The sequence below is a fragment of the Paenibacillus sp. FSL H7-0735 genome, from assembly GCF_038008505.1.
Taxonomy (GTDB): Bacteria; Bacillota; Bacilli; order Paenibacillales; family Paenibacillaceae; genus Paenibacillus_AQ; species Paenibacillus_AQ odorifer.
Genome location: NZ_JBBOZH010000001.1, coordinates 1618269 through 1643754 on the forward strand (window position 1 = coordinate 1618269; position 25486 = coordinate 1643754).

At 45.0% G+C, this 25486-nt stretch carries 22 protein-coding genes; 12 read left to right on the forward strand and 10 right to left on the reverse strand.

Annotated features, from left to right (window positions below; genetic code table 11):
* Positions 1-11: 11 nt before the first annotated feature.
* From NSS82_RS07465 to NSS82_RS07475, 3 genes are read right to left on the reverse strand one after another with little or no spacing between them, the layout of a single operon-like run.
* Positions 12-1235, reverse strand: a complete 1224-nt coding sequence (locus NSS82_RS07465) for a Ger(x)C family spore germination protein (RefSeq protein WP_036681449.1) — start codon at positions 1233-1235, stop codon at positions 12-14.
* Positions 1228-2331, reverse strand: coding sequence for a GerAB/ArcD/ProY family transporter (locus tag NSS82_RS07470; RefSeq protein ID WP_036681452.1), 1104 nt, complete (start codon positions 2329-2331; stop codon positions 1228-1230). The genes NSS82_RS07465 and NSS82_RS07470 overlap by 8 nt, the downstream gene beginning before the upstream one ends.
* Positions 2279-3937 carry a spore germination protein gene (locus NSS82_RS07475; protein ID WP_076179827.1) on the reverse strand — a complete coding sequence of 553 codons (1659 nt, stop codon included), beginning with the start codon at positions 3935-3937 and terminating at the stop codon, positions 2279-2281. Before NSS82_RS07475 ends, NSS82_RS07470 begins: the two co-directional genes overlap by 53 nt.
* 169 nt (positions 3938-4106) lie before the next feature.
* Between NSS82_RS07475 and recQ the strand changes: the two genes are divergently transcribed.
* Both recQ and NSS82_RS07485 read left to right on the forward strand, forming a co-directional pair.
* On the forward strand, positions 4107-5942 hold the full coding sequence (gene recQ, locus NSS82_RS07480) for a DNA helicase RecQ (protein WP_076272019.1): 1836 nt from the start codon (positions 4107-4109) through the stop codon (positions 5940-5942).
* A 15-nt stretch (positions 5943-5957) separates the two neighbouring features.
* Positions 5958-7865 carry a B12-binding domain-containing radical SAM protein gene (locus NSS82_RS07485; RefSeq protein WP_076272018.1) on the forward strand — a complete coding sequence of 636 codons (1908 nt, stop codon included), beginning with the start codon at positions 5958-5960 and terminating at the stop codon, positions 7863-7865.
* 1926 nt (positions 7866-9791) lie between these two features.
* Here the strand turns inward: NSS82_RS07485 and NSS82_RS07490 are convergent.
* From NSS82_RS07490 to NSS82_RS07505, 4 genes are read right to left on the reverse strand one after another with little or no spacing between them, the layout of a single operon-like run.
* Entirely contained in the window at positions 9792-10742 is a 951-nt protein-coding gene (locus NSS82_RS07490; RefSeq protein ID WP_036679539.1) for an alpha/beta fold hydrolase, read from the reverse strand.
* 27 nt (positions 10743-10769) lie between these two features.
* Positions 10770-11738, reverse strand: coding sequence for a type I phosphomannose isomerase catalytic subunit (locus tag NSS82_RS07495; protein WP_076273455.1), 969 nt, complete (start codon positions 11736-11738; stop codon positions 10770-10772).
* Positions 11739-11786: 48 nt separating this feature from the next.
* Positions 11787-12389, reverse strand: coding sequence for a class I SAM-dependent methyltransferase (locus NSS82_RS07500; RefSeq protein WP_036679532.1), 603 nt, complete (start codon positions 12387-12389; stop codon positions 11787-11789).
* Positions 12389-13345, reverse strand: coding sequence for a TIGR01212 family radical SAM protein (locus NSS82_RS07505; protein ID WP_076107276.1), 957 nt, complete (start codon positions 13343-13345; stop codon positions 12389-12391). The genes NSS82_RS07500 and NSS82_RS07505 overlap by 1 nt, the downstream gene beginning before the upstream one ends.
* Positions 13346-13669: 324 nt before the next feature.
* Between NSS82_RS07505 and NSS82_RS07510 the strand changes: the two genes are divergently transcribed.
* Together NSS82_RS07510 and trmB are read left to right on the forward strand one after the other, a co-directional pair.
* The gene (locus tag NSS82_RS07510) at positions 13670-13849 is read left to right on the forward strand and encodes a hypothetical protein (RefSeq protein WP_036679526.1); all 180 of its coding nucleotides are present in this window, start codon (positions 13670-13672) and stop codon (positions 13847-13849) included.
* A 196-nt stretch (positions 13850-14045) separates the two neighbouring features.
* Positions 14046-14762 carry a tRNA (guanosine(46)-N7)-methyltransferase TrmB gene (gene trmB / locus NSS82_RS07515; protein WP_036679523.1) on the forward strand — a complete coding sequence of 239 codons (717 nt, stop codon included), beginning with the start codon at positions 14046-14048 and terminating at the stop codon, positions 14760-14762.
* A gap of 86 nt (positions 14763-14848) precedes the next feature.
* Here trmB and NSS82_RS07520 read toward each other — a convergent pair whose 3' ends face one another.
* Positions 14849-15964 carry a UDP-N-acetylglucosamine--LPS N-acetylglucosamine transferase gene (locus NSS82_RS07520; protein ID WP_038569210.1) on the reverse strand — a complete coding sequence of 372 codons (1116 nt, stop codon included), beginning with the start codon at positions 15962-15964 and terminating at the stop codon, positions 14849-14851.
* Positions 15965-16015: 51 nt separating this feature from the next.
* Positions 16016-16543 (reverse strand): phosphatase PAP2 family protein, encoded by a 528-nt coding sequence (locus NSS82_RS07525; protein ID WP_036679516.1) that lies wholly within the window; start codon positions 16541-16543, stop codon positions 16016-16018.
* Positions 16544-16948: 405 nt separating this feature from the next.
* Here NSS82_RS07525 and NSS82_RS07530 point away from each other — a divergent pair, with 405 nt between their 5' ends.
* From NSS82_RS07530 to rplT, 4 genes are all read left to right on the forward strand, one after another.
* Complete coding sequence (locus tag NSS82_RS07530) at positions 16949-18187, forward strand: glycosyltransferase family 2 protein (protein WP_036679513.1); 1239 nt, start codon at positions 16949-16951, stop codon at positions 18185-18187.
* A gap of 280 nt (positions 18188-18467) precedes the next feature.
* Positions 18468-18965, forward strand: coding sequence for a translation initiation factor IF-3 (infC, locus tag NSS82_RS07535; RefSeq protein ID WP_036679510.1), 498 nt, complete (start codon positions 18468-18470; stop codon positions 18963-18965).
* Between the two features lie 60 nt (positions 18966-19025).
* Positions 19026-19226, forward strand: a complete 201-nt coding sequence (gene rpmI, locus NSS82_RS07540; RefSeq protein WP_036679507.1) for a 50S ribosomal protein L35 — start codon at positions 19026-19028, stop codon at positions 19224-19226.
* A 31-nt stretch (positions 19227-19257) separates the two neighbouring features.
* The gene (gene rplT, locus NSS82_RS07545; protein ID WP_036679505.1) at positions 19258-19617 is read left to right on the forward strand and encodes a 50S ribosomal protein L20; all 360 of its coding nucleotides are present in this window, start codon (positions 19258-19260) and stop codon (positions 19615-19617) included.
* 129 nt (positions 19618-19746) lie between these two features.
* Here the strand turns inward: rplT and NSS82_RS07550 are convergent, their stop codons facing one another.
* On the reverse strand, positions 19747-20289 hold the full coding sequence (locus tag NSS82_RS07550) for an acyl-CoA thioesterase (RefSeq protein WP_051491073.1): 543 nt from the start codon (positions 20287-20289) through the stop codon (positions 19747-19749).
* 309 nt (positions 20290-20598) lie between these two features.
* Here NSS82_RS07550 and NSS82_RS07555 point away from each other — a divergent pair, with 309 nt between their 5' ends.
* From NSS82_RS07555 to NSS82_RS07570, 4 genes are all read left to right on the forward strand, one after another.
* Complete coding sequence (locus NSS82_RS07555; protein WP_036679503.1) at positions 20599-21648, forward strand: BMP family lipoprotein; 1050 nt, start codon at positions 20599-20601, stop codon at positions 21646-21648.
* Between the two features lie 179 nt (positions 21649-21827).
* On the forward strand, positions 21828-23366 hold the full coding sequence (locus NSS82_RS07560) for an ABC transporter ATP-binding protein (protein ID WP_036679500.1): 1539 nt from the start codon (positions 21828-21830) through the stop codon (positions 23364-23366).
* Positions 23359-24432, forward strand: a complete 1074-nt coding sequence (locus tag NSS82_RS07565; RefSeq protein ID WP_036679498.1) for an ABC transporter permease — start codon at positions 23359-23361, stop codon at positions 24430-24432. The genes NSS82_RS07560 and NSS82_RS07565 overlap by 8 nt, the downstream gene beginning before the upstream one ends.
* A complete protein-coding gene (locus NSS82_RS07570) occupies positions 24433-25389 on the forward strand; it encodes an ABC transporter permease (RefSeq protein WP_076273454.1) in 957 nt (318 codons plus the stop codon).
* The last annotated feature ends 97 nt before the right edge of the window (positions 25390-25486 follow it).

Here is a 25486-nt window from a genome sequence, read left to right on the forward strand (position 1 = left end):
CATCCCCATATCTAGTCTTCTTTAAGACCGACTCTTTCAATATTCGTCTTCACATTAAGTTCTATAGAGAGATCAGAATACTGTTGCTCCCAGTCATGTTTGTCACGAACATTAGCTTTCCAGTAGGAAGGAGCATATGCACGAACATATTCACCCATACCAAAGATATCCGAGTGAGCCTGTTGCGTCTGTTTAATCAGATGGTCGAAGATGGTGAGGACTCCTTTTTGAAAGTTGGCCTCAAGTTTTTTTAAATCCTGGCTGGAATCAATACGAATATTATTACCTAGGTGCTCATCTAGCGCTGCTTCTAAAAAAATATTTATAGTGATATGGGGTTTGCCGTCTTTGATTTTAACTTTAGACCTTGTAAATCGGTCGTTAACTTTAAGAGTCAGTGGGCCAAAGTCCTCTGAATTGAACATGACGGAATAGCCCCCAGGATCAAGACCTTTCATGGACATATATGCGCCAATCTCAATGGGAGTAGTCGAACCGACCATAACGCCTCCGCTAAAGTAAGCAAGACCTTTTATCAACATATTGTCTTTTTGATGTAAAGACACATAAGGCAGATAACCGCTCTCTCCCCATTTAGATTCAGCTGACCAGAATACGCCTATATAGTTAGCTGGGAACTTTCCGGATCTCACGGCTTTTTCCATGGTGGATAGGATATAGAGGGTTGGAACTCGCTGAAGTGGTGGATTAATATTCATAAATTTAGAAGCCTCGCCTTCGGACACTAATAACCAGGTACGGCGACGGACTTCAGGGTTGCGGCGTAAATAATCATTTAAATCCGACAGGTTTTTGCGTGCAAAATCCTCGCTGATGATAATCACCCGAAGATGGATGAGGTAACGTGGGTCAGAGATCTGTTGTTGCAAATTGTTTAAGGCATCATCTAGTGAGTAACCGTAAACTTGTACAACCCAAACCGGATTTTGATTCCCCCCGCTACCTTCTCCCCCGCTGCTAGGACCTAACGGAACTCTCCCTGGAACTGCAATTTGGGCGGTCACACGGATTTTGGGCAAATTAATATTTGCGCTTTTTAGATGTGTCGTTTGATCATCTTCGGTTTTACTATTTGCCGGCACTGAATCTATAGACAATCCCAGCACTAATGCACGATCTTCAATTTCGAGCTGGTCCCAGCAGCCCGTAAGGAATACAAATACCAGAGAGAGAAGGAGGAGAAGACTAATACGCTTGTTAATTACTTTATTCATTCGATAGCCCTCCTTTTTGCCGAATCAGAGCTATTAACCATAAAAGAAGAGGGTAGAGAGTCAAAAAAATTAACCCGATAATCGCTGTGACGGAAGAAAAGGTATAAACCTGATAAATATTTCTTGGCAAAAGTGAAAAGACGAAGATAAGTGGAAGTGAGAAGCTTGATACAAGGCGGTGATCTTTGTACCGAAATACTTGCTGAAGTGAATATGCTGCTAAGTAGTAGTTCGTAAAAATGGTAGTAAATATAGATATTACCCAAACAGTAATAAACAGCGCATCGAATCGTTCTAGTAGTCCTGCACCAATAGAAATGGAGCGGGCGGTTTCTAAGGTTGGATAAGCGAGTAATTTGGTTTCTTGCGCTCCGAACATTCCTAAAGTGGCCGCAACAATCATTACATAGATGAAGCCAATAATAAAAAGGGCAGCAGCTCCTGCTTTAAGCACTTGCTGAGGTTTTTTCATTAAAGGAACCAGCAGTGTGATGACAAATGTGCCCTGATAAAGGGCAGCTGAAGTGACAGTCCCTTTGGAAAAGCTTGAAAAGGTGATGTAATTTCCAGTGAGTGGAAGTAAGTTTAAAGCATCTACATTTTTCATGGCTACTAATATAATGCTGAGAACGGTTAACAAGATGAAAGGCAAATAAAAAATATGTACATAGGTGAATTTCACAATGTTTCTGCGGATAGATAAAGCAGCCAAAATAAGCATTAATAGAATGACCGCTTCGATAGGTGTTTTTTTAAACACGACCGCAACACATACCTCTCCGAATTGACGCATGGTAATCCCGGCAGAGAAAGCAAAAAACAAAGAGATAAGTACATTGAAAATATCCGCGATGCTTCTCCCGACTAACCGGCGGCTGAATACAAACAGAGTTTCATTGGGGAATTTCCGACATACAGCGGCTGTAAACCAGCAGCCTAGAAATGCAACAGGGATGCCTGAAGCCGAAACCAGCGGCGCCCCACTGTCTCCGGCTTCAGCCATATAACGGGGAATACTCAAGATACCTATTCCAATAATCGTACTAACGACTACTGCGACGACTTGGATCGTTGTTATGGGGCGGTTGTTGTTCATCGAGTTCACCCTTCTCCTTAAAAATCTGATCTGAATACGTCGTTGGTAACTCATGAGCGAGACGAGTAGGGTCTTGAGTGTTCAAGAAGCTTGGACGTCTTCTCATCCACCATAAGGGGACACGAATCAGACTGTCCTTCAGATCTCTCCATTTCGTGGGCACATATGGTGTCATGTAAGGAACGCCAAAGGATTCCAAGAATAATAAGTGATTCACGATAACGATGGTACCTAACATGACTCCGTAAAGACCAAAACAACCGGCTAGAATAATCAGTGGAAATCTTAGCATTCTGGATGAGATAGCGGCATTATAGGCAGGGGTGGCAAAAGAACCGATAGTGGTTATAGCGACAATAACAACGGTTGTCGGACTTGCTAGACCTGCTGAAACAGCAGCCTGACCAATAACAAGAACACCTACAATAGAAAGGGCGCCCCCAATCATTTGTGGTAGACGAATAGTTGCTTCGCGGAGCACCTCCATGAAGACCTCCATAATCAGAACTTCCAAGACCGCTGGAAAAGGAACGCCTGCTCTACCCCCTGAAATCGCTACGGCAAATTCGGTAGGCATAAGCTCCGGGTTGAAGGAGATAACGGATACATATAGAGCAGGGAAAAAAAGAGAGAACAACAGGGCAATTAGTCGAATCCCCCGGATTAGGCTGCCTACAATAAAACGTTCCGAATAGTCGTCTATGGTCTGAAAAAATTGATTGAACAATGCAGGAACGATGAGCGAGAATGGGGAGCCATCTACCAGAATGATGACTCTTCCTTCCAATAAGGCTGCCGCTGATTTATCCGGACGTTCTGTTGGTTGAACCTGAGGAAAAGGAGATAATGGGTTATCCTCAATGAATTGCTCGATGTACCCTGCATCAAGGATGCTATCTGTGTTTATCATGGATAATCTCTTCATCACTTTTTCAACCAATTCAGGATCTACTATCCCTTCTATATAGCACACAGCAACCTGTGAGCGTGTCCGCACACCAAGCGGAGCAGTAATAACCCGGAAATCTGGCGTTTGCAGCCGATAACGGAGTAAGGAAAGGTTTGCCTCCAAGTTTTCTATAAAACCTTCGCGTGAGCCACGAATTACCTGCTCGGTCTGTGGCTGTTCAATGCTGCGATGTTCGATTTTACGCAAATTGAAGTGAAGTGCTTGATCCATACCATCTATAAGGAGTACAACGCTCCCTTCTAATAGAGCGAGTGGCAGAGAATTTAAGTCCTTCGTTCGGTTCCCAGCCGCTATTTGTATGGTCGTATTCCAGATGAAATCAGGCAGATCCTTGCGCTCTTCAGGAATTGTCGAGAGATCAGCGGGAGGGCTCATTAACGGTTTAAGCACATGCTCATGAATTTGATTTTGGTCCACCAAAGATGAAAAAAAGATAATTACCGCATCATATAAACCGTATACCCGAAAATTACGCACAACGAGATCTGCATCTTCTCCAAAAATTTGGCTAATGGCTTTAATATTATTTTTTAGGTCGGGATCTAGTGGCTTTTCCGAACGCTGATCAGGAATGGTGGGATCTTCGTGCGTTTTTTTTTGCTTAAAAGAACTATAGTTTTGCTTCCAGTTTTGCACGGCTATTCCCCTTTCCTAAAGAATGATGATTTTTAAAGCTTGGCTCAAAAGCGCTCCTTTTATGTAATTTTTCCAAAAGGAGAAACGAAAGAAGGACTTCTAGAGTGTTGCTCATTACACCATTGACCGCTAAACTAAAGATAGAAACGCCTAAGGAGTCATGATAGATATGATGATGCAAGCACCTACTATTGAACAGGCGCAGGCTGAGCTGCAAAAATATTACGGTTATCCAGACTTTCGGGATGGCCAGAAAAAGATTGTTCAGAACTTGCTGGAAGGACGCGACACATTGGGAATCCTCCCTACGGGTGGCGGGAAATCAATCTGTTATCAGGTTCCTGCACTGCTCCTGCCAGGGCTGACACTGGTGATATCACCACTGATCTCGCTGATGAAAGACCAGGTGGATGCGTTAACTACCGCGGGTATTCCGGCAGCCTTTATTAATAGCACGTTAAGCGGAAAAGAAGTGAATGAGCGGATTCGGGCTGCCCGGCGGGGTGATTTGAAGCTGCTCTATGTTGCGCCCGAAAGGCTTGAGCTGGACTGGTTCCGTCTGGAAATGGCTGAGCTGTCAATTTCCTGCGTGGCTGTTGATGAAGCGCACTGTGTATCCCAGTGGGGGCATGATTTTCGGACAAGTTATCTGTCTGTGTCTCCATTTGTAGATGAGCTGCCTGACCGGCCGATCTTGGCTGCATTTACTGCCACGGCGACGCCGGAGGTTATGGAGGATATGGTCCGGCTGCTGCGTTTGCGCGAGCCGGGTATTTTCATGACGGGACTAGGAAGAGACAATCTGGCAATGTCCGTGCTGCGGGGAGAGAACAAGCGGGAGTTCGTTATGGATTATGCGGCTACGCATTCCCACCAGCCGGGGATTGTATATGCGGCAACCCGCAAAGAAGTAGATGATCTGTATCAGAGGCTGCAGGCCTCTGGCATAGCAGCAGGTCGCTATCATGCGGGTATGAATGATCAGGAGCGGGCAGATAGCCAGGAAGGGTTCCTCTATGACGATATCCGGGTTATGGTGGCTACGAATGCCTTTGGGATGGGGATTGATAAATCCAATGTCCGATACGTAATTCACTACAATATGCCCAAAAATATGGAAGCTTATGTTCAGGAAGCGGGTCGTGCTGGACGTGACGGGGAGCCGAGTGAATGTATTTTGCTGTTTAGTGCGCAGGATATTATGACGCAAAAGTTCCTGATCGAGCAGAATCCACAGGATACTGACCGTAAAGCTAACGAATATCGCAAGCTTCAGCAAATGATTGATTATTGCTATACTACTCGCTGCTTGCGCAGTGCCCAGCTGGATTATTTCGGGGAAGAACATGGGGACAAGCCATGTGGTATCTGCAGCTCATGTACGGATGAACGAGAGCTAGTGGATATGACCGTCGATGCGCAAAAGATCTTCTCCTGCATTCACCGCATGCGGGAGCGTTATGGTGTAGCGTTGGTAGCATCTGTGCTGAAAGGCTCTCGCAATCAAAAGGTGATGCAGTACGGCTTCGATAAGCTGCCCACACATGGGGCGATGTCGAGCCGGACGGAGAAGGAAATCTCAGAGAGTATCAATGTGCTTATCTCAGAAGGGTATCTTGCCTTGTCGGAAGGCCAGTACCCTGTAGTACGGCTCCAGCCTCTGGCTGCCGAGGTCCTGCGCGGACAGCGTGAGGTGATGCAGCGTGTGGCGCGGCCTTCGCGGGCAGGCACAACATCCGGTACGAGAGTTCGTAGTCGGGGACATGACCTGTCGCCATCAGCCGTCAATGAGACTGTCTTTGAGCAGCTGCGTCTTATCCGGCGTGAATTGGCAGGACGCGAGCATGTGCCATCGTACATTATTTTTAATGATGCCACGCTGCGTGAGATGAGTGTGGTTTGCCCGCAGACCGAAGCGGAAATGCTGAGGGTAAAGGGTGTTGGGGAAGTGAAATACCGGAAGTACGGTAAGGCATTCTTAGAGTTTTTTCAAAATGAAATGTAGAAAAGGTCGTGTAACATGAAAATCGTCCTGACCACGTTAAACGCCAAATATATTCATACCTCACTCGCAATCCGCTTGCTAAAAGCGTACAGTGAGCATGAATTTAAGGATATTCATTTGGCAGAGTACACCATCAAAGATCCCGTGATGAATATCGTGTCCGACTTGTTTCAGAAACGGCCAGATGTGATTGGCTTCTCCTGTTATATCTGGAACATCGAAGAGACGCTGAAGCTGATTGGTATTCTTAAGCAAGTGATGCCTGAAGTTACGATTGTTCTCGGAGGACCGGAAGTTTCGTATGAGCCGCTTCATTGGATGAAAAGAGAAGCTGGCATTGATTTTATAGTCAATGGAGATGGGGAAGAGACGTTCCACCATTTGCTGCAGGAGCTAAGGGATGATCGTAAGTTTCACTTTGTGTATGGAGCCGCTTATCGCAAGGGAGAAGAGATCATCGTCAATCCTCCACGTCCCAAAAGCGATCTGAATACGCTGCCTACGCCGCATCGTTTTCCTGAGGATATTCCAGATTTGAGTAAACGTATTGTTTATTTTGAGACGAGCCGCGGGTGTCCATTTAACTGCCAGTTCTGTTTATCCAGTATTGAAGTAGGTGTACGTTATTATGATATTGAACGAGTGAAATCTGATCTGCTTTATTTAATACAGAATGGCGCCAAAATCATTAAATTTCTGGACCGTACCTTCAATATCAACCGCAACTATGCGATGGAAATGTTTCAATTCCTGATCGATAATCATCAAGGCTGCGTGTTTCAGTTCGAAATTACCGCAGATATCATGCGGCCGGAAGTTCTGGATTTCCTATCTAAGAATGCACCTCCGGGTATTTTTAGATTTGAAATTGGGGTGCAATCTACCAACGATGAGACAAATGAGCTTGTTAAACGCCGCCAGAATTTCAAAAAGCTGTCCCGTACCGTAATGAAGATTAAGGCAAGCGGCAATATCGATCAGCATCTGGATTTGATTGCCGGACTACCTATGGAGGATTACAGTACCTTCCGTAAAACGTTTAATGATGTATTCGTTATGGAGCCGGAAGAGCTACAGCTAGGATTCCTCAAAATGCTGCGGGGAACGGGGCTGCGGGCGCAGGCGGCTAAATATGATTACACGTATATGGAACACGCACCTTATGAAATCCTTAGCAGTCATATGATGCCTTTCTCAGACATTATCCGTTTGAAGCGGCTTGAGGATGTGCTGGAGAAATACTGGAACAGCCACCGGATGGACCATACGGCCAAGTACTTGATCCGTCATGTATTTGATTCGCCATTCGATTTCTTTCAGGAGTTCGGTGACTACTGGGAGGAGAGAGGCTGGCAAAAGATTGGCCATCAGCTGGAAGATCTCTTCACCCGCTTGCAGTCCTTCCTGATAGATCGCGGGACGCCATCTATGGATGTTATAACTGGCTTGATGAAGCTCGATTATTTCCTTGGACACAAGTACAAGCCGCGCAAAATCTGGTGGGATTTCGTGCTGGATAAATCGGATTGGTCGAGCTATTTGAAGGATATCGCGGCTAATCCGGGTCAAATTTCTGCCCAATTGGCTGAAGCAGGACTTAACGAAAGAGAACTGCAAAAGTATACTGTGCTGGAAGTGTTGCCATTCTCGCTGGAAGCGGTGTTGGATTCCATCAGCGGCATGCGTGCCGATGAGGGTCTGGAGGATGGTGAATCTGATATGGCTAATCTGGAGGCGTTGCCTTCGGCAGACTCGCCATTACAGGGAGCAGCAGATAGTAGTTTAGAAGAGACTGCCCAAGCAGCAAGCTCGGCTGTAGCAGTAGCGGAGCCCGCTTCCATTAGGGAAGGGCGCACGCTACTAATCGTAATGTATCAGCAGAACGAGAGCCAACGCGCTCAGTACTACACACTGCCTTTGTGATAGGCGGGTGGAAGGATAGACCGTTCCTTAATGGGACGGTCTATTTCTTTTGCCTTGTGCGCTAGCGCATCTGAGTCCGGAAGCGGCGTGGGAAGTGATGATGTTTAGCGTCATCTGGGTCCGAAAGTAGCGGGGAGAGTAATGATGTGTAGTTAGTGTCAACTGAGTCCGGAAGTGGCGGGAGAAAGTGATGTGTAGTTAGCGTTAGCTGAGTCTGAAAGTAGCGGAGAGTGTAATTAGTGTAATGACTCGGCGCAGGCGGACCCAGCGGACCTTATACGTGGAATTATCCTGTTTTTTGGATGCTAACGGACCGCATAGTCGCTATTGGCATGAAAAACACCCAATATGGACCTGTTTCGCATGAATAGCTGCACTGGAGTCCGAAACCCAACTCGAAAGGCTATAAATTAGCAAATAGCGTCATCTGGGTCCGGAAGTAGCGGGAGAAAGTGATGTGTAGTTAGCGTTAGCTGAGTCTGAAAGTAGCGGGAGAAAGTGATGTGTAGTTAGCGTTAGTTGAGTCTGAAAGTAGCGGAGAATGTAATTAGTGTAATGACTCGGCGCAGGCGGACCCAGCGGACCTTATACGTGGAATTATCCTGTTTTTTGGATGCTAACGGACCGCATAGTCGCTATTGGCATGAAAAACACCCAATATGGACCTGTTTCGCATGAATAGCTGCACTGGAGTCCGAAACCTAGCTCGAAAGGCTATAAATTAGCAAATAGCGTCAACTGAGTCCGGAAGCGGCGAGTAACCCGACGCAGGCGGACCCAGCGGACCTTATACGTGGAATTATCCTGTTTTTTTAGATGCTAACGGACCGCATAGTCGCTATTGGCATGAAAAACACCCAATATGGACCTGTTTCGCATGAATAGCTGCACTGGAGTCCGAAACCTAGCTCAAATGTCTGGAAATTAGCAAATAGCGTCCACTGAGTCCGAAAGTAGCTGGGGAGAGTAAAGATGTGTAGCTAGTGTCAAATGAGTCCGGAAGTGATGAGTAACCCGTCGTAGGCGGACCCAGGGGACCTTATACGTGGAAATATCCTGTTTTTTGGATGCTAACGGACCGCATAGTCGCTATTGACACGAAACACACCCGATATGAACCTGTTTCGCATGAATAGCTGCACTGGAGTCCGAAACCTAGCTCAAATGCCTGGAAATTAGCAAATAGCGTCCACTGAGTCCGAAAGTAGCTGGGGAGTAAAGATGTGTAGCTAGTGTCAAATGAGTCCGGAAGTGATGAGTAACCCGTCGTAGGCGGACCCAGGGGATCTTATACGTGGAAATATCCTGTTTTTTGGATGCTAACGGACCGCATAGTCGCTATTGACACGAAACACACCCGATATGAACCTGTTTCGCATGAATAGCTGCACTGGAGTCCGAAACCTAGCTCGAAAGGCTATAAATTAGCAAATAGCGTCATCTGAGTCCGGAAGTAGCGGGGAGAGTAATGATGTGTGGTTAGTGTCAACTGAGTCCGGAAGTAGCGGGGAGAGTAATGATGTGTGGTTAGTGTCAACTGAGTCCGGAAGTAGCGGGGAGAGTAATGATATGTAGTTAGTGTCAACTGAGTCCGCAAGCGGCGTGGGAAAGTAATGATGTGTAGCTAGTGTCAACCGAGTTTGTACGTGGAGGGGGAGAGCGATGAGCTGAAGACAGCGTCAACTGAGTCCGAAAGTGGTGGCGGAAGTTTATTTACTAAAGTTCAGATGCGCGGAGGAACTGGAGATTGTTAGATTGAGAAGTCTGCTGAGAAAAGCTACGCAAACCGCAAACCGCAAACCGCAAACCGCAAACCGCAAACCGCAAAGAAGCGATCTCCCAAATACCGGGAGCATCGCTTCTATGTTGCAACATTTGTTGTCTCATTTCTCGTCTCATAAATTCACTAACAACCGCGGTTTTTTCTTAACTTATCGTAGAAACCTCTGAAGGAAGGTGGCTCTCTAACCAGTTGAGTACATCGGCTGTGACTTGATCTCGATTTACTTCATTTAGCATTTCGTGTCTGCCTTCTGGATAGAGTCGGTACTCAACGTCTGATACTCCTCGTTTCTTATACAACTCCGCAAGACGGGGAATGCCTTGACCGTTCATCCCGACAGGGTCCTTATCCCCACCAAATATATAAATGGGCTTACCTGTACATAATGTGCTAAGTGATTCCTCAGTATGAATCTCTCTTAGGAGGTGGAAGAAACCACGGAAAAAGCGGGTTGTACAAATAGCTCCGCAGAATGGATCGGAAATGTACTTATCTACTTCCGCAGTATCGCTGCTCAGCCAGTCAAATGTTGTTCTGACCGGGGAAAAAGCACGGTTATAGCTGCCGAATACCAGACTGTTCAGCAATACACTGCGATGATGCTCCCCCTTTAGCTTAAGCTGTGCGCTAGCCAGAGATTCTCCAATACGCAGCATACTGCGTGGACCATTTGTCCCGCTGAGGATAAACCCTGAATAGATTTCGTTGCCTTCTTCGCACATGAGTTTTTGACCCAGAAAGGAACCCATACTGTGAGCGAATAAAATGATGGGCTTTCCTTCATGCTTGGAGAGTGCTGCGGCACCTACCTGCAGAAGATTGCGCCGCATCCAATAAAATCCGTCCTCCCCAACATCACCAAGCAGATTGACTTGACCAGCGGTTCTACCATGTCCCCGGTGGTCATTGGCATATACTGCATAACCAACCCCGGTTAAAGCTTCCGCAAAACGAGCGTAGCGGGCAGCAGTTTCACACATCCCGTGTGAAATTTGCACGATTCCTCTAACTGGCACATCGGACTCAGGTAACCATTCATAGACATGGATGGTTACACCTATGGGATCCGTTAGAGTAAAGCTGTTTTCCTTCATGGTCCATTCCTCCTAAAGGTTCTCGACTTATGGTAAATAAGAGCGAAGCACAGTAGAATGACCCTCGATAGTATAACGGCCTAGGTTGGAAGGAATCAGATAACATTCCCCTGCGGCATAAGGCTGGGAGCCGCCTTCCCAAGTCAGATGTCCGCTGCCTTCGCAGATAACCAGAATAGTGAAGCTGTCTTCTGAAGTGGTGAGATCCCATGAACCATTTACGATCCCTTTTTCGACAATAAAATAAGGTGAAGCGGCAAGCTGCAGCCACTCTCCAGCCACTGCATGATCGGTCTTCATCGAAGTAGCGCCGGCGCCTTCATAAGCTGTAACATTCAGAGAATCCTCGATATGAAGCTCGCGTGGTTTTCCATCTAGACCTGGACGGTCGTAGTCGTAAATACGGTATGTAGTGTCGGAATTCTGTTGAATTTCCGCTACAACGACACCAGCGCATAAAGCATGTACCGTTCCGGCAGGGATGTAGAAGGAATCGCCAGCGGAGACAGATACCTCTTGAAGGCTATCCATAACCGTGCCGTTTTCCAGTGCTTCACGTAATGTTTCACGGTCTACGCCTTCTTTAAGGCCGTAGATGATTTTTGCATCTGGCTTAGCGTCTAATACGTACCACATCTCTGTTTTGCCCAGTTCACCTTTAGGCAATCCTACATAATCATCCGTAGGGTGGACTTGAACGGAAAGGTTGTCGTTGCAATCCAACAATTTGATCAAGAGTGGAAATCTTCCGCCAGCTTCTGATATTCCCTTGCTTCCGAACCACTCATGACCAAATTGCTCACGAATTTGATCCAGACCTTGTCCAGCTAATTCTCCATTAACCACCGAAGATGTTCCATTCGCATGATCGGCAATCATCCAGCCTTCACCAATATGACCTTCTGGTAGATTCAGGCCGAATTTCTCCAGCGCGCGGCCACCCCAGACACGTTCTTTAAACTCCGGTTGAAATTTTAAAGGATATGGTTGTGTCATTCGTAATCTTCCTTCCCAATTACAAGATTGTTTGATTGTTTACAAAGCTTAAGATGGGGAACCTTTTTTCTTCTCGAGGGCAATTACATAAGGTGCGTCCGTGCGCTGCAGCTGACGGTATACAATGCTCTGCGCTACCTTAGGGGAAACAGTCGTTGCCCAAGCTTCAACAGCGGCGGCTTCGAGATCTCCGCCTGCATGGCCAGGATACAGTACAGCCGTAATAATTCCCCCCGGACGCAGCAGCTGGAGTGAAGCTTCCAGGGCTGCAATAGAGCTATCCGGCTCAGTAATGATATTCTTGTCGGCATCGCCTGAAGGCAGATAGCCAAGATTGAACATTACAGCACCAACGGTGCCTGGCCAGTTAGCCGGGACGGCTTCTGCCATTTCGGCATGGCTGCGTTCCAGTAAGGTAACGCCAGAGAGTGAAGAAGTTTCCTCCCGCGCAAGCCGGAGACGTTCTTCTGCCAGCTTCAGCGCCGCAGCTTGAATGTCAAAGCCGTAGACTTCGCCACGAGCTCCGGTTGTTTTGGCTAGAAAAAGCGTGTCAGCACCAGTACCTACAGTTGCATCAATCGCACGGTCACCTAAAGTCAGCCGCTCAGAGATTAATTTATGAGCAAAGCTTAGAACGGACATAAAGCCCATTAGCCCTTCCTCCAATACTTACCCTGCCAAGTATCACGAGCAACAAGCTCATCGTCAATGGCATTTAGCACTTCCCATTTCTTGAGACTCCACATCGGTCCAACTAAGAGATCCCGTGGGGCATCTCCAGTCAAGCGATGAACAATCATCTCAGGGGGCAGAATTTCAAGTGAATCAGCAATCAGCTTTACATACTCGTCCTGTTCCATGAATCGGAGCAATCCTGCTTCATACTGCTTCACCATTGGTGTTTTGCGCATGAGATGCAGAAGGTGAATCTTAATTCCCTGCACATCCATGCGAGCTACAGCAGATACCGTTTCAAGCATCATTTCGTGCGTCTCCTGTGGGAGACCGTGAATGATATGGGTACAGATTCGAATATTGTGACGGCGCAGCTTCTCCACAGCCTCCACATAACACTGCGTATCATGCGCCCGATTAATAAGCTCAGAAGTGGAGTCATGTATAGTCTGAAGACCCATCTCTACCCAAAGATACGTACGCTTGTTGAGCTCTGCTAAATATTCGACTACATCATCGGGCAGACAGTCAGGGCGGGTAGCAATAGACAATCCAACGACACCAGGCTGCTGCAAAATAACTTCGAAATATTCTCTCAGCTCTTCGACCGGAGCGTACGTATTAGTATAGGCTTGGAAGTAACCGATATATTTAGCATTTGGCCATTTCAGATGCTGTCTGTCACGGACGTTATTGAATTGTGTGACTAGGTCATCTCGGCGGCTTCCGGCAAAATCACCAGAACCTCTGGCACTGCAAAATGTGCAGCCTCCCTTAGCGATGGAGCCGTCACGATTGGGACAGGTAAAGCCTGCATCAAGCATAACTTTGAATACCTTGGTGTTCATGTGTTCACGCATTTCGTAATTCCAAGTATGAAAACGTTTATCTCCCCAAAGTTGCGGAGGAGAAGTGTATTGAAGATTAGACACGAGAAGCCCCTTTCTGAAAATATAATTATGGATAAGTTCCCTTATCCTTATATTTTTCTGAGACAGATGGCGTCCTTATCCCAGAGAACGCACAGCCGTTTCTTATAATCCAATACATTGTATCAAAAAACCGAGCTCGGCGTAACATTGACTCCCCATAACGGCATGAAAAATAGGCAGGAAATAAGGCGCTTTCGGCTTGAAAATGCTTACATAGTATGTTATATTCAGAGTGTGAAAAGCTGCTGTGGCATAAAGAAATTCATCCAGGAGTTCATAATTTCGTGTCGTCCGATCCATAATAATAACCGTGAGGTGATAGCAATGAATTCTCAAACGGTATATGCTGAGGGTAAAGATTCGATTGAAGTCCATTTAACGCCAGATGAAGCCCTTGCACTAACGGGCGTGGAATTTAACGGCAACCCTAAGATCAAGACAGATGCGCAGCGTAAAATTCGTAGCGCATTCGAAAAAAAGACATTTGCCACAAACACAAAGTAAATCCTGATCTGCCAGACAAGAACGAAATTTATTTCCAATATACAACAACGAAGGAATTCCTCTGAACAGCTCATTTAAGAGCTGAACCAGAGAATTCCTTTTTCTTTTTTACCGCAATCCCTTTACTTTTTGGGACAATTTCGGCACAATATTGCAAGTGACAGTTATCGTATAAGAGATAATCGGAGGAATACCTATGCGTTTACGCGGAAGAAAAGGAATACGTGAAAGTTTGGAAGAACAGACGGATTTAGTCATTCTAGATCCTCGGAGTTATAAAGGTGAGTGGTCCAAGCTGTTCGGTAACGATCATCCGATCCATGTGGAGTTCGGAATGGGCAAAGGACAGTTTATCAGCCAAATGAGCTTTAAATATCCTGATATTAACTTTATCGGAGTGGATATGTATGATGAGCTGATCCGCCGTGCTGGAGATAAGGCTAGAGCAGTATGGGAGCCGGCAGGACATGAAACACCGCCTAACCTGAAATTGGCACTTGCAAATATCGATTATGCTGAGGAAGTATTTGCTCCGGGAGAGCTTGAACGGATTTATCTTAATTTCAGCGATCCATGGCCTAAAAGCAAGCATGCCCGGCGTCGTTTGACACATCCGCGTTTTCTTGACAAATATCGCGGTTTGCTTAGCGATCTAGGTGAAATTCATCTGAAAACAGATTCCCGCAGTCTTTTTGAGTTCTCATTAAATGCCTTTGCGGACTTTGGCTTGCAGATGAAAAATATTTCTTTGGACCTACATGCAGATGGCATCATCAACGAGGATCATATCATGACAGAATATGAGACGAAATTTGTCGGACGTGGCGTGAATATCCATCGTTGCGAGGCAATTGTAGGCGCAGAAGCACTCAAACAGTATCAGGCTACCCGATTGGATAAATATCGGTTGTAGTTACAAAGCACTGCTCCATAAGGCATGCTTCAATAAAAAAGCGGCAAGTCTCCATGTGGTTTGGAGGCTGCCGCTTTTTTTATTAACTATTCCAATAATTCGATGATACTCTGAGCACATTGTAACGGGTGATAGCGAGCGATTTCTTCAAGGTGGAGTTTGCGCTTGTTTTGCACATCCTCATAGTTGTTCAAGAGGCGCTCCATCCACATTTCTACAACCTCTAAAGATTCGATGGGTTCTCCGAAGCCGGCTGCAGTAAAGTAGCGGCAATTCTCCTCCTCCTGACCGGGAAGAGGGTGATGGAAGAGCATCGGAATACCCTTTGCCAGCCCTTCACTGCAAGTCATTCCACCCGGTTTTGTAACCAGCAGATCGGAGACCTCCATTAGCTTGTGGATTTCACGCGTAAAGCCGATTAAGGAAATATTAGGATGATTATAATGCGGGTCTTCTTTCATTTCCTTTAGCAGCAGCTCATTTTTGCCGAGACAGAAAACAATTTGAATCTTGTCACGCCATTCCGCCAGACAAGCATTTACCACTTGGTCGTTCATGATTCCCCAGCCGCCGCCCATGACTAGAACGGTTGGCATCTCCCGCAGATTGAATTGCTCTCGAATCTCCTGCTTTCCGGGATGCTTCCAAAAATTAGGGTGTATTGGTATGCCTGTTACCTGAATTTTCGTGGCAGGAATATTTCGGCTGCGCAATTTGGATTTAACCTCAGGTGTTGAAACCAGATAAAGGTCTACCTCTGGGCTAATCCAGGTAGCATGCGCATCATAATCTGTTATAACGGTGACGAGCGGCACTTTTAAGGTAGGATCTAGTCTCTTTAGGCGGGATACTACAGCACCTGGAATAAAATGAGTGCAGACAATTACGTCAGGTTTCAGTTGTCTCACAATATTTTTGGCATGCGTATAAAATATACGATGCAAGGCAAGCGTGGTAAGACGATTAAATGATTTCTGGTGACGGTAGACATAACCCATTAATTTTGGCTGTGTCGTTACCGTCTTTCGGTAAGCAGACAGAATAATAGGTGCCATCTTGGGGTTTAGAAAATTCCCAAGTTCTAGCACCTTCGTTTGTAAATTAGGCGATAATTGGCGCAGACTGCTCGACAACGCATAAGCTGCTTGTGTATGTCCGGCGCCAAAACCTTCCGAGAGTATTAAGATTCTTTTTTTACGCAATGTTGATTCACCTATTCTCAAGGGTTTTCCCGGTTATTAACAATAAATGCTTCACATCCATAAGGCTATAGTACCAGCTGCTACGCAGGAACCGATCACTGCGCCAGCTATAACATCTGATGGATAATGCAATCCAAGATAAATACGAGAAAATCCGACAATACAAGCTAGCGGCAGCAGAATAACGGTCATAGCAGGAAACGCCAGCATATAAGGGACCGTAGAAGCAAAGATAGCTGTAGTATGACCAGATGGAAAAGAATGATCCTTTAATGGATTACGAAAAGTATTGGTTTCCGGTAACGCCAGATATGGACGCATTCGCGGGTACAGCTTTTTGGCGATAGCTACGGGTATATGGCTGACAGCTAGTGCTGTCAAGGCTTGTAAACCTGTAGTTCTCCAAGGCTCAGGAGCTAATACCCATATCAGTATATTGATAACAATCGTGCTTGTAGCTCCACCCAAATGAGTAAGGTAAAAGAGCCAAAAGTTCAAAAAACGATTATGCATTCGTCCGTTGATCCACTTAAAAAGATGCCGCTCCCAGAGATGTAGTTTCATGAATAAATGTCTCATATCTAATTCCCTCCGCTAGTCCGGTTACCGTTAACAGATGTTAATGCAGTAATCCGTTCTATAGCTTAGATCTGTCTTAATCATACTTTTTAAAGGTAGTTCATTTCAAGGAAAAGCTCAGGTTTACTCGAAATTTGCCAGTTTTGACTTAGAGCACTATTACGCTTTACAATGATTCAAGCAGACTAAACCTGTTTAAAAGGGTAAGAGATAAATAAGGATTCAAAAAAAGGAATCCATAGAATTCTTTTAAACAGCATATATAAAAATTGTGAAGTCTGCCGAGAATAAGAATACTCTTGGTCTATTGTTAAGGGATGCAACAAAAGGGTCAGAAAGAACGTCAAGCAAGCTAGAGAGAAAAAAAAGAACACCAAGAGTGAAAAAAGGGGGCATCAAAAGGTCATGACAGACGCACTGTTTGTTACGCTCCAAGTGATCTTGGCAGCAATCGCAGTCTATCAGTTTACGTTTTCATTATTCGGGCTGCACAGGAAAAAGAAAAAGACGCAGTATAAGCCGGAAAAATCTTTTGCCGTACTTGTTGCCGCACATAACGAGGAAGAAGTTGTCGGCGCATTAATGGAGAATCTGAAGCAGCTTAATTATCCATCAGAACTGTACGATGTATTTGTAATTTGTGACAATTGTACAGATGGTACAGCTCGCATCGTTAGAGAACACGGCATGAACGCTTGTGTCCGCACCAATGCAAATCTGAGAGGTAAAGGCTACGCAATAGAATGGATGCTTAAAGAGCTGTGGGCTATGCCGCGGCAATATGATGCTGTTGTCATGTTCGATGCCGATAACTTGGCGCATACTGAGTTCCTGATGGAGATGAATAATGATCTTTGTTCAGGTGCACGGGTAATCCAAGGTTATATCGATACCAAGAATCCAGAGGATTCCTGGATTACAGCTGCTTATGGTATTTCGTACTGGTATATTAACCGTTTGTGGCAACTTTCACGCCATAATTTAAATATGGCTAACTTCCTTGGCGGAACCGGAATGTGTTTTGAGACCACACTTCTTAAAGAAATGGGCTGGGGAGCTACAAGTTTGGTCGAGGACTTGGAGTTTACGATGCGTAGTGCAGCACATGGTGTATATCCTAAGTTCAATTATGATGCAAAGGTATTTGATGAGAAGCCGTTAACCTTCAAGGCCTCCTCAAGACAGCGTCTGCGTTGGATGCAGGGGCACTTCACTGTTGCTCGCCGTTATTTTTTTCCATTGCTTTGGCAAAGTATTAAAGAACGCAGCTTAACGAAGTTTGACCTCGCGCTTTATGGAGCGAATGTATATATTGTATTGCTCACTTTTTTAATGACGGCGGTAATGTGGGTGGATATGGCGTTCTTTAACGGACCGAATATCGCTAACATTTACGGCAGCTTGCCGATCTGGCTCAGCTTCCTAGCTATTGGCGCCAATCTGGTGACTTTTGGTATTGCGATGGCATTAGAGAAGGTTACGTTTAAGAAAGTGTATGCTTATCTTGTATTCTTCCCGATCTACTTGATCTCGTGGTATCCGATTACGTTCTATGCGTTCTTCACGCAGAACAATAAGCAATGGAGCCATACCAAGCATACTCGCGTAGTACGACTTGAAGAGGTACAAAGTAAGCAGGTATAAAGTTCACGAAATTTCTGCATAAAAGGATTGACACCCCAAATAGTGTGGTGTATAGTATTCAAGTACGCAAATCATAGGGATTGCAAGAAGAAGCACCTGCTTCTCACCTGACTGGCATATTCGCCGGCTGGTTTTGATCTCAATGCTTTATGAATGTTAATGTTCATGAACGTTGATCAAACACGGGGTGTCGGGTGTTACCGGCACCCCTTTTTTATGGAGTTACGTGAGAATAGTTGTTAAAAAGATCCGGAGGTGGAGAGTTATCAGTAAGGAACATATGATCAATGATGAAATTCGGGCCAAAGAGGTACGGTTGGTTGGTGCGGAAGGTGAGCAAATCGGAATTAAACCGATCCGCGAAGCGCTGCAAATGGCGATCGATCTTAATCTGGATCTAGTCAATGTAGCACCACAGGCTAAGCCGCCGGTATGCCGCATCATGGATTACGGCAAGTTCCGTTATGAAACGCAGAAGAAAGAGAAGGAAGCGCGTAAAAACCAGAAGGTCGTTGATATCAAGGAAGTCTGGTTCCGTGCTAACATTGAGGAACATGATTATCAAACTAAGTTCCGCAATGTGATCAAGTTCTTGGGTGAGGGCGATAAAGTGAAGTGCTCCGTACGTTTCCGCGGACGTGAGATTACACACGCGAATATCGGCCAAAAAATCCTCGAACGAGTGAAGAACGAAGTGGCTGATATATCTGTTGTTGAGCGCCAGCCAAAGCTGGAAGGCCGCAGCATGATTATGATTTTGGCTCCTAAAGCTCAATAAATCTGGAGTCACTTGCTTATCTGCAATTTGGCGCCGCATAATATTCAAGGAGGAAACACCATGCCTAAGATGAAAACACACAGCAGCCTGAAAGGCCGCTTCAAAATTACCGGAACTGGTAAAGTAACACGTTACAAAGCTCACAAAAACCACTTGCTGTCCCACAAATCTAAACGCGCTAAGCGCGTTCTGAACGGAAATCCAGTAATGGCCCCTGGGGATGTAAGACGTTTGAAACAAGGATTGGCTAACTTGAAATAGTTTATTACACATTTTTGGGAGGTTTATTAATATGGCAAGAGTTAAGGGCGGATTTGTAGTTCGTCGTAAACATAAAAAAGTGTTGAAATTGGCAAAAGGTTATTTCGGTTCTAAACACCGTATTTTTAAAACAGCTAAAGAACAAGTAATGAAATCGATGGTTTACGCTTACCGCGACCGTCGTCAAACTAAACGTAACTTCCGCAGACTGTGGATCGTTCGTATTAATGCAGCAGCTCGTTTGAACGGTCTTTCTTACAGCAAGCTTGTATACGGCCTGAAATTGGCTGGTGTAGAAGTTAACCGTAAGATGCTGGCTGATCTGGCTGTGAATGATCTTAACGCATTCAACTCCTTGGCTGGTATTGCTAAAGAGAAAATCAACGCGTAAGTGTTGTAATATAACCGAAAAGCACCGCCTGCGGGTTGCCCATGCAGCGGTGCTTTTTTGTGCGGTAAGATAGGTAGGAAGCAGCATTGGGTTTCCCTACATAAAAGAAAAAGCTCTGCGGATGCAGAACTATTCCCAATACTTTATGGTATTTAATTGAGCAGCGAGCTTTTTGCTGATGTTGCGGCGTACTTTTCGCAGCTCGGAACGTTCATTAGCGGATTCATTGATCAGCTTCTCTTCGTCTGTCTCTGGGATAATAGCTGGAACCGGAGTAGGTGTGCCATCCTCTTCGACTGCGACAAAGGTTAGAAATGAAGTGGCAGCGACAGCGCGCTCTCCAGTATATAGATTTTCTGAAATGATCTTTACAAACACCTCTATGCTTGTCCGTCCAGTCCAGGAGACGAAGGATTCAAAACATACGGAGTCAGTAGGCCGAATGGGTCTCAAGAAGTCTACAGAGTCTGTAGAGGCTGTGACGACGTTAGTTCGACAATGGCGCATAGCTGAAATGGAGGCTACTTCATCGATGCCGCTCATAAGCTTGCCGCCGAATAATGTTTTGTGATTATTGACATCATTAGGGAAAACGCGTCCGGTTTTGAAGACACGGGATTCACGGCAATATTTGAAGGCCGGTGTTGTTTGTGGATTTATTTCTTCGGTCATGATCTGATAACTTCCTTTCAGTGCAATTACTAAGGAATCATAATAATAGAAAACACTTAAGTGTGCAATAATATTTGTAATGTGTTGGAATACTATACAGAGTAAAATCAGGGTTTCTGACATTGACCAGACATAACTATAACATGCTATGTCATGGAAAGCGGTTACTTGCTAAAAAGTGCAAATTATTATTGACCTGAGGTCATTTATGCACTGGATTTTAGATTTTATTGCAGTTATAATTTGAACTAATGGAATGTCCAAGCAGAACACAGAAGACATCCAATATTTTAAGGGGGATTACATTCAATGAAAAAAGGTTTAAAGCTATCTCTTGCAATGTTGCTGTCTCTTACAGTCGTTTTGACAGGCTGTGGAAACAACAATAACAACGCCGCTAAAGGTGAAACTAATGCAGGAACCAATGCAGGAACAAACGCACCTAAATCCGATTTCAAATTTGGTATGGTTACTGACATTGGTGGCGTAAACGATAAATCGTTTAACCAATCCGCATGGGAAGCATTGCAAGCTCTTGAAAAAGAAACAGGTAGTGGCGTTAAGTACTTGCAAAGTAAATCAAATGCTGACTATGAGCCAAACCTTAACTCCTTCGTTAAAGATGGATACAACTTGACTTGGGGTATTGGTTTTGATCTTGGCGACGCAATTAAAAAAGTAGCTACTGAGAACCCAAATGCTAACTTGGCTATCATTGATAGCGTAGTTGAAGCTCCTAACGTAGCTTCCGTTACTTTCTCCGAAAATGAAGGTTCTTTCTTGGTTGGGGTGGTTGCTGGTCTGACTACAAAAACTAACAAAGTTGCATTCATCGGTGGTCTGGAAAGCCCTGTAATCAAACGTTTTGAAGCTGGCTTTAAAGCTGGTGTAGCAGCAGTTAACCCTTCAGCTAAAGTAACACCTACTTATGCTGGTGGTTATGACAAACCAGACGTTGGTAAATCTCTTGCAGCTACATTGTATAACGACGGAAACGACATTATCTTCCCTGCTGCTGGACAAACAGGAAATGGCGTATTCAACGAAGCTAAAGCTCGTAACAAAGCAGGCGGTTCTAAAGTATGGGTTATTGGTGTAGATAAAGACCAATCCATCGAGTTTGGTACTGACGTTACTTTGACTTCCATGATCAAACGTGTAGACGAAGCTGTTCTTAAAGTTTCTAAAGAAGTAATTGACGGTACGTTCAAGGGTGGTACTACAACCGTTCTTGGTCTGAAAGATAATGGTGTAGGTATTTCTGATACTAAGGACAACGTTTCTGAAGAGATCCTGGCTAAAGTTGAAGAATACAAAAAACAAATCATTGATGGAACAATCACTGTTCCTTCCGAGTAATAGTTAGTCTCCATTTATTGCATTACAATAAGGATCAAAGAATAAGGCCGGTGTTGTGCTGGCCTTATTCCTTGTTAAAGCACTGGTTATGATATGAGGAACATAGATATACCGCCTTACAAAGGGCGGTACATCCGTGTCTATAAGGTAGTTATATATTCTGTGATGAGGGTGATTCCATGAGTGCTGCGGCTCCTGTCGTAGAGTTGAAGCAAATCACAAAACGCTTTCCCGGTATTGTTGCTAACGATTCCATTAGCTTGACGCTTAAAAAGGGTGAAATTCTTGCATTGCTTGGTGAGAATGGTGCAGGCAAGTCCACTTTAATGAATATTGTATTTGGATTGTATCAACCGGATGAAGGCAGTATTGAAATCGACGGGAAACCGGTTATTATTGATAACCCCAATAAAGCTATTGAGCTTGGTATTGGTATGGTTCATCAGCATTTCAAGCTTGTGGAGCCTTTTACGGTGACCGAGAATATTGTTCTTGGGATGGAGCCGAAAAAAGGTCTTAAAATTGACTATAAATCCGCTGCGGAACAGGTTCGGAAGCTATCGGAGCAATATGGCCTGCAAGTGAATCCAAATGCCGTTATTCATGACATTTCGGTAGGTATGCAGCAAAGGGTAGAGATTATGAAGACCCTGTACCGTGGAGCGGATATTCTCATATTTGATGAGCCGACCGCAGTACTTACGCCTCAAGAAATTACGGAACTCATGGCGATTATGAAGCGGCTTGTTGCAGAGGGAAAATCCATTATTTTGATCACGCATAAGCTTAAAGAAATCATGCAAATATCTGATCGGGTCACCATTATTAGACGTGGGAAAGTAATTGATACTGTGAATACCGCAGAGACTAACCCTAATGAGCTAGCTGAAAAAATGGTTGGGCGTGGCGTAACTTTCAAAGTGGACAAGAAGGCTCCTGAGGTTGGTCAATCTGTACTCAAACTGAAGGATGTCAGCAGTAAGAGTAAAGACGGGGTCTCCGTACTGGATGGTCTTAGCTTTGAAGTTAAAGCAGGGGAAATTCTCGGGATTGCTGGCGTAGATGGCAATGGACAAAGTGAGTTGATCCAGGCCATTACAGGTCTGCGCAAAATTGATTCGGGTTCGATTACCGTGTCTGGCAATGAAATTGCTAATTTATCACCGCGGAAGGTTTCAGAGATGAATGTCTCTCATATTCCTGAGGACCGCCACAAGCATGGGTTAGTGCTTGATTTCACCATGAGTGAGAATATGGTTTTGGAAACTTATTATAAGAGTCCTTACAACAAAAATGGCTTTTTGCAAAATGATGTCATTGATAAGTACGCAGCGAAGCTTATAGAGCAATTTGATGTACGTACACCTTCAATAGAGACCAAAGCCCGTTCTTTATCCGGCGGAAATCAACAGAAAGCGATTATTGCGCGGGAAATAGATAAAAATCCGACATTGTTAATTGCCGCACAACCTACACGCGGTCTAGATGTTGGGGCTATCGAATTTGTTCAGAAGCAACTCATAGCTCAGCGTGATCAAGGAAAGGCTGTTCTACTTATTTCCTTTGAATTGGACGAGATTATGAACGTCTCTGACAGAATCGCTGTTATCTATGAAGGGAAAATTGTCGGTGAAGTGTTCCCGCAAGATACGAATGATCAGGAACTGGGTCTTATGATGGCAGGCAGCTTGCAGCGGGGAGGTAAGGCAGTTGAATAAGTTCAAAAAAATCTTCACAACTGACAGCTACATCGTTCCTCTGGTTGCCATCGTGCTTGGTTTTCTTGTGGGAGCAATAGTTATGCTTCTGGGCGGTTATGATCCGATAACTGCTTACTCCGCACTGTTCAAACGGGTGTTTGGTAATTTGTATAACTTTGGTGAAGCTGTGCGCGAAATGACACCATTAATGCTTACAGGGCTAGCCGTAGCTTTCGCATTCCGTTCAGGGATGTTTAATATCGGGGCAGATGGCCAAGTAATGATTGGTATGACAGCGGCAACAGTGGTGGGTATTAAGATGGCAGGTCTGCCGTCCTTCCTGCTTGTCCCGCTTGCTGTAATTATTGCGGGTCTCTGCGGTGGTTTATGGGCAGGGATTGCCGGTTATTTGAAAGCAAAACGTGGGATTAATGAAGTTATTACCACAATCATGTTAAACTGGATCGCTCTTTACCTGTCGAATTATATCGTTAGAAACTTTTTGTTGCTTCCAGGACAAAATCGTTCCGAGGATATTCCGGCTTCACTTTCCATGACCTTTTTGAATTCGATATTTGATAATGCACGTCTACACTGGGGTACAGCTATTGCTCTTGCTGCAGCGGTATTCTTCTATGTGTACTTATGGAAGACCAAGCAGGGCTACGAAATGCGTGCAGTTGGTTACAATCCACATGCTGCCGAATATGCAGGGATGAATGTTGGACGTAACGTTATGAAGGCAATGTTCATAAGTGGTGTATTCGCCGGTCTGGCCGGAGCAGGAGAGGTGCTTGGTGTATTCCATTATCAAGCTATTTTCGCGGCATCGCCAGGATATGGATTTGATGGTATCGCCGTTGCTCTTCTTGGTTTAACACATCCACTTGGTGTTATTCTGGCTGCGATTCTCTACGGTACGCTGACTTATGGTTCTGCGGGTATGAGTTTTGCTGCAGATGTTCCACCGGAGCTTATTCGTATCGTTATTGGTTCAATCATATTCTTTATTGCGGCACAAGGGATTGTGCGCTGGGTGCTTAAGCCCTTTTACTTCAAGCGCAAGAAAGAGAAGGTGTTATAGATGGATCTGCAGACGTTAGGTCAACTGCTTAATACAACGCTTGTTTTTTCCACAGCGCTCATTTTTGCCTCACTTGGCGGCATCTTCTCTGAACGTTCCGGTGTCGTAAACATTGGACTTGAAGGTTTGATGATGTTTGGTGCCTTTGCGGCAGCAGTAGGCGGTTATTATGCTCAGGACGCTGGAATGGGCGAATGGGCTCCTTGGGTTGGTGTACTCTGTGCTATAGCTGTTGGTGTGCTAGGCTCACTAATTCATGCGGTTGCATCTATAACCTTTAAATCTGATCAGACGATTAGTGGTACGGTTATTAACTTTTTAGCTGCAGGCAGCACGCTCTACATGGTAAAGCTCCTGTTTGATGGATCTGCTGAAACTCCGATCATTGACGGATTCAGCAAGGTTGCAATTCCTGGGCTCTCCAAAATCCCAGTGATTGGTGAAGGGATTTTTAATTCCTATCCTACAACTTATCTGGCCATAATACTGGTCATCGTTATTTATTTGGTTCTGTTTAAGACGCCATTTGGATTGCGTTTGCGTGCTGTAGGTGAGCATCCAAGTGCTGCAGATACACTAGGTATAAAAGTTAATCGGATGAGATATATCGGTGTAATGTTGAGTGGATTGATGGCGGGTATTGGTGGGGCTACAATCACTTTAACAACGACCGGAACCTTTGGACATAATACAATCTCTGGTCAAGGTTTTATCGCCATTGCAGCGATGATCTTTGGGAAATGGAATCCACTTGGTGCCTTTGGTGCAGCGGTATTCTTCGGATTCTCCCAAGCGATTCGCAACTATGTTCAATTGTATGAGTGGTCACAAAATATTCCTCAAGAGTTTATCTTTATGATCCCTTATGTACTGACTATCATCGTACTGGTAGGGGCTGTAGGCCGTTCCTCTGCTCCTAAGGCATTAGGACAGCCATACGATCCTGGTAAGCGATAGAAATGTAACTTTTCAAAGCCGTATTTCCGGTCTTTTCCCGGAAATACGGCTTTTTTATTAGGATCAGCAAGGATAAACATTGAGGTAGGAGGGCAAG

Bases quoted from the DNA above. Each gene is read 5' to 3' on its own strand.
- NSS82_RS07500 (WP_036679532.1), bottom strand. From the start codon at position 12,389: ATGGGCTTTATGTCCGTTCTAAGCTTTGCTCATAAATTAATCTCTGAG.
- NSS82_RS07510 (WP_036679526.1), top strand. From the start codon at position 13,670: ATGAATTCTCAAACGGTATATGCTGAGGGTAAAGATTCGATTGAAGTC.
- NSS82_RS07530 (WP_036679513.1), top strand. From the start codon at position 16,949: ATGACAGACGCACTGTTTGTTACGCTCCAAGTGATCTTGGCAGCAATC.
- NSS82_RS07525 (WP_036679516.1), bottom strand. From the start codon at position 16,543: ATGAGACATTTATTCATGAAACTACATCTCTGGGAGCGGCATCTTTTT.
- NSS82_RS07470 (WP_036681452.1), bottom strand. From the start codon at position 2,331: ATGAACAACAACCGCCCCATAACAACGATCCAAGTCGTCGCAGTAGTC.
- NSS82_RS07555 (WP_036679503.1), top strand. From the start codon at position 20,599: ATGAAAAAAGGTTTAAAGCTATCTCTTGCAATGTTGCTGTCTCTTACA.
- rpmI (WP_036679507.1), top strand. From the start codon at position 19,026: ATGCCTAAGATGAAAACACACAGCAGCCTGAAAGGCCGCTTCAAAATT.
- NSS82_RS07465 (WP_036681449.1), bottom strand. From the start codon at position 1,235: ATGAATAAAGTAATTAACAAGCGTATTAGTCTTCTCCTCCTTCTCTCT.
- NSS82_RS07560 (WP_036679500.1), top strand. From the start codon at position 21,828: ATGAGTGCTGCGGCTCCTGTCGTAGAGTTGAAGCAAATCACAAAACGC.
- NSS82_RS07495 (WP_076273455.1), bottom strand. From the start codon at position 11,738: ATGACACAACCATATCCTTTAAAATTTCAACCGGAGTTTAAAGAACGT.
- NSS82_RS07570 (WP_076273454.1), top strand. From the start codon at position 24,433: ATGGATCTGCAGACGTTAGGTCAACTGCTTAATACAACGCTTGTTTTT.
- recQ (WP_076272019.1), top strand. From the start codon at position 4,107: ATGATGATGCAAGCACCTACTATTGAACAGGCGCAGGCTGAGCTGCAA.
- NSS82_RS07490 (WP_036679539.1), bottom strand. From the start codon at position 10,742: ATGAAGGAAAACAGCTTTACTCTAACGGATCCCATAGGTGTAACCATC.
- NSS82_RS07485 (WP_076272018.1), top strand. From the start codon at position 5,958: ATGAAAATCGTCCTGACCACGTTAAACGCCAAATATATTCATACCTCA.
- trmB (WP_036679523.1), top strand. From the start codon at position 14,046: ATGCGTTTACGCGGAAGAAAAGGAATACGTGAAAGTTTGGAAGAACAG.
- rplT (WP_036679505.1), top strand. From the start codon at position 19,258: ATGGCAAGAGTTAAGGGCGGATTTGTAGTTCGTCGTAAACATAAAAAA.
- infC (WP_036679510.1), top strand. From the start codon at position 18,468: ATGATCAATGATGAAATTCGGGCCAAAGAGGTACGGTTGGTTGGTGCG.
- NSS82_RS07550 (WP_051491073.1), bottom strand. From the start codon at position 20,289: ATGACCGAAGAAATAAATCCACAAACAACACCGGCCTTCAAATATTGC.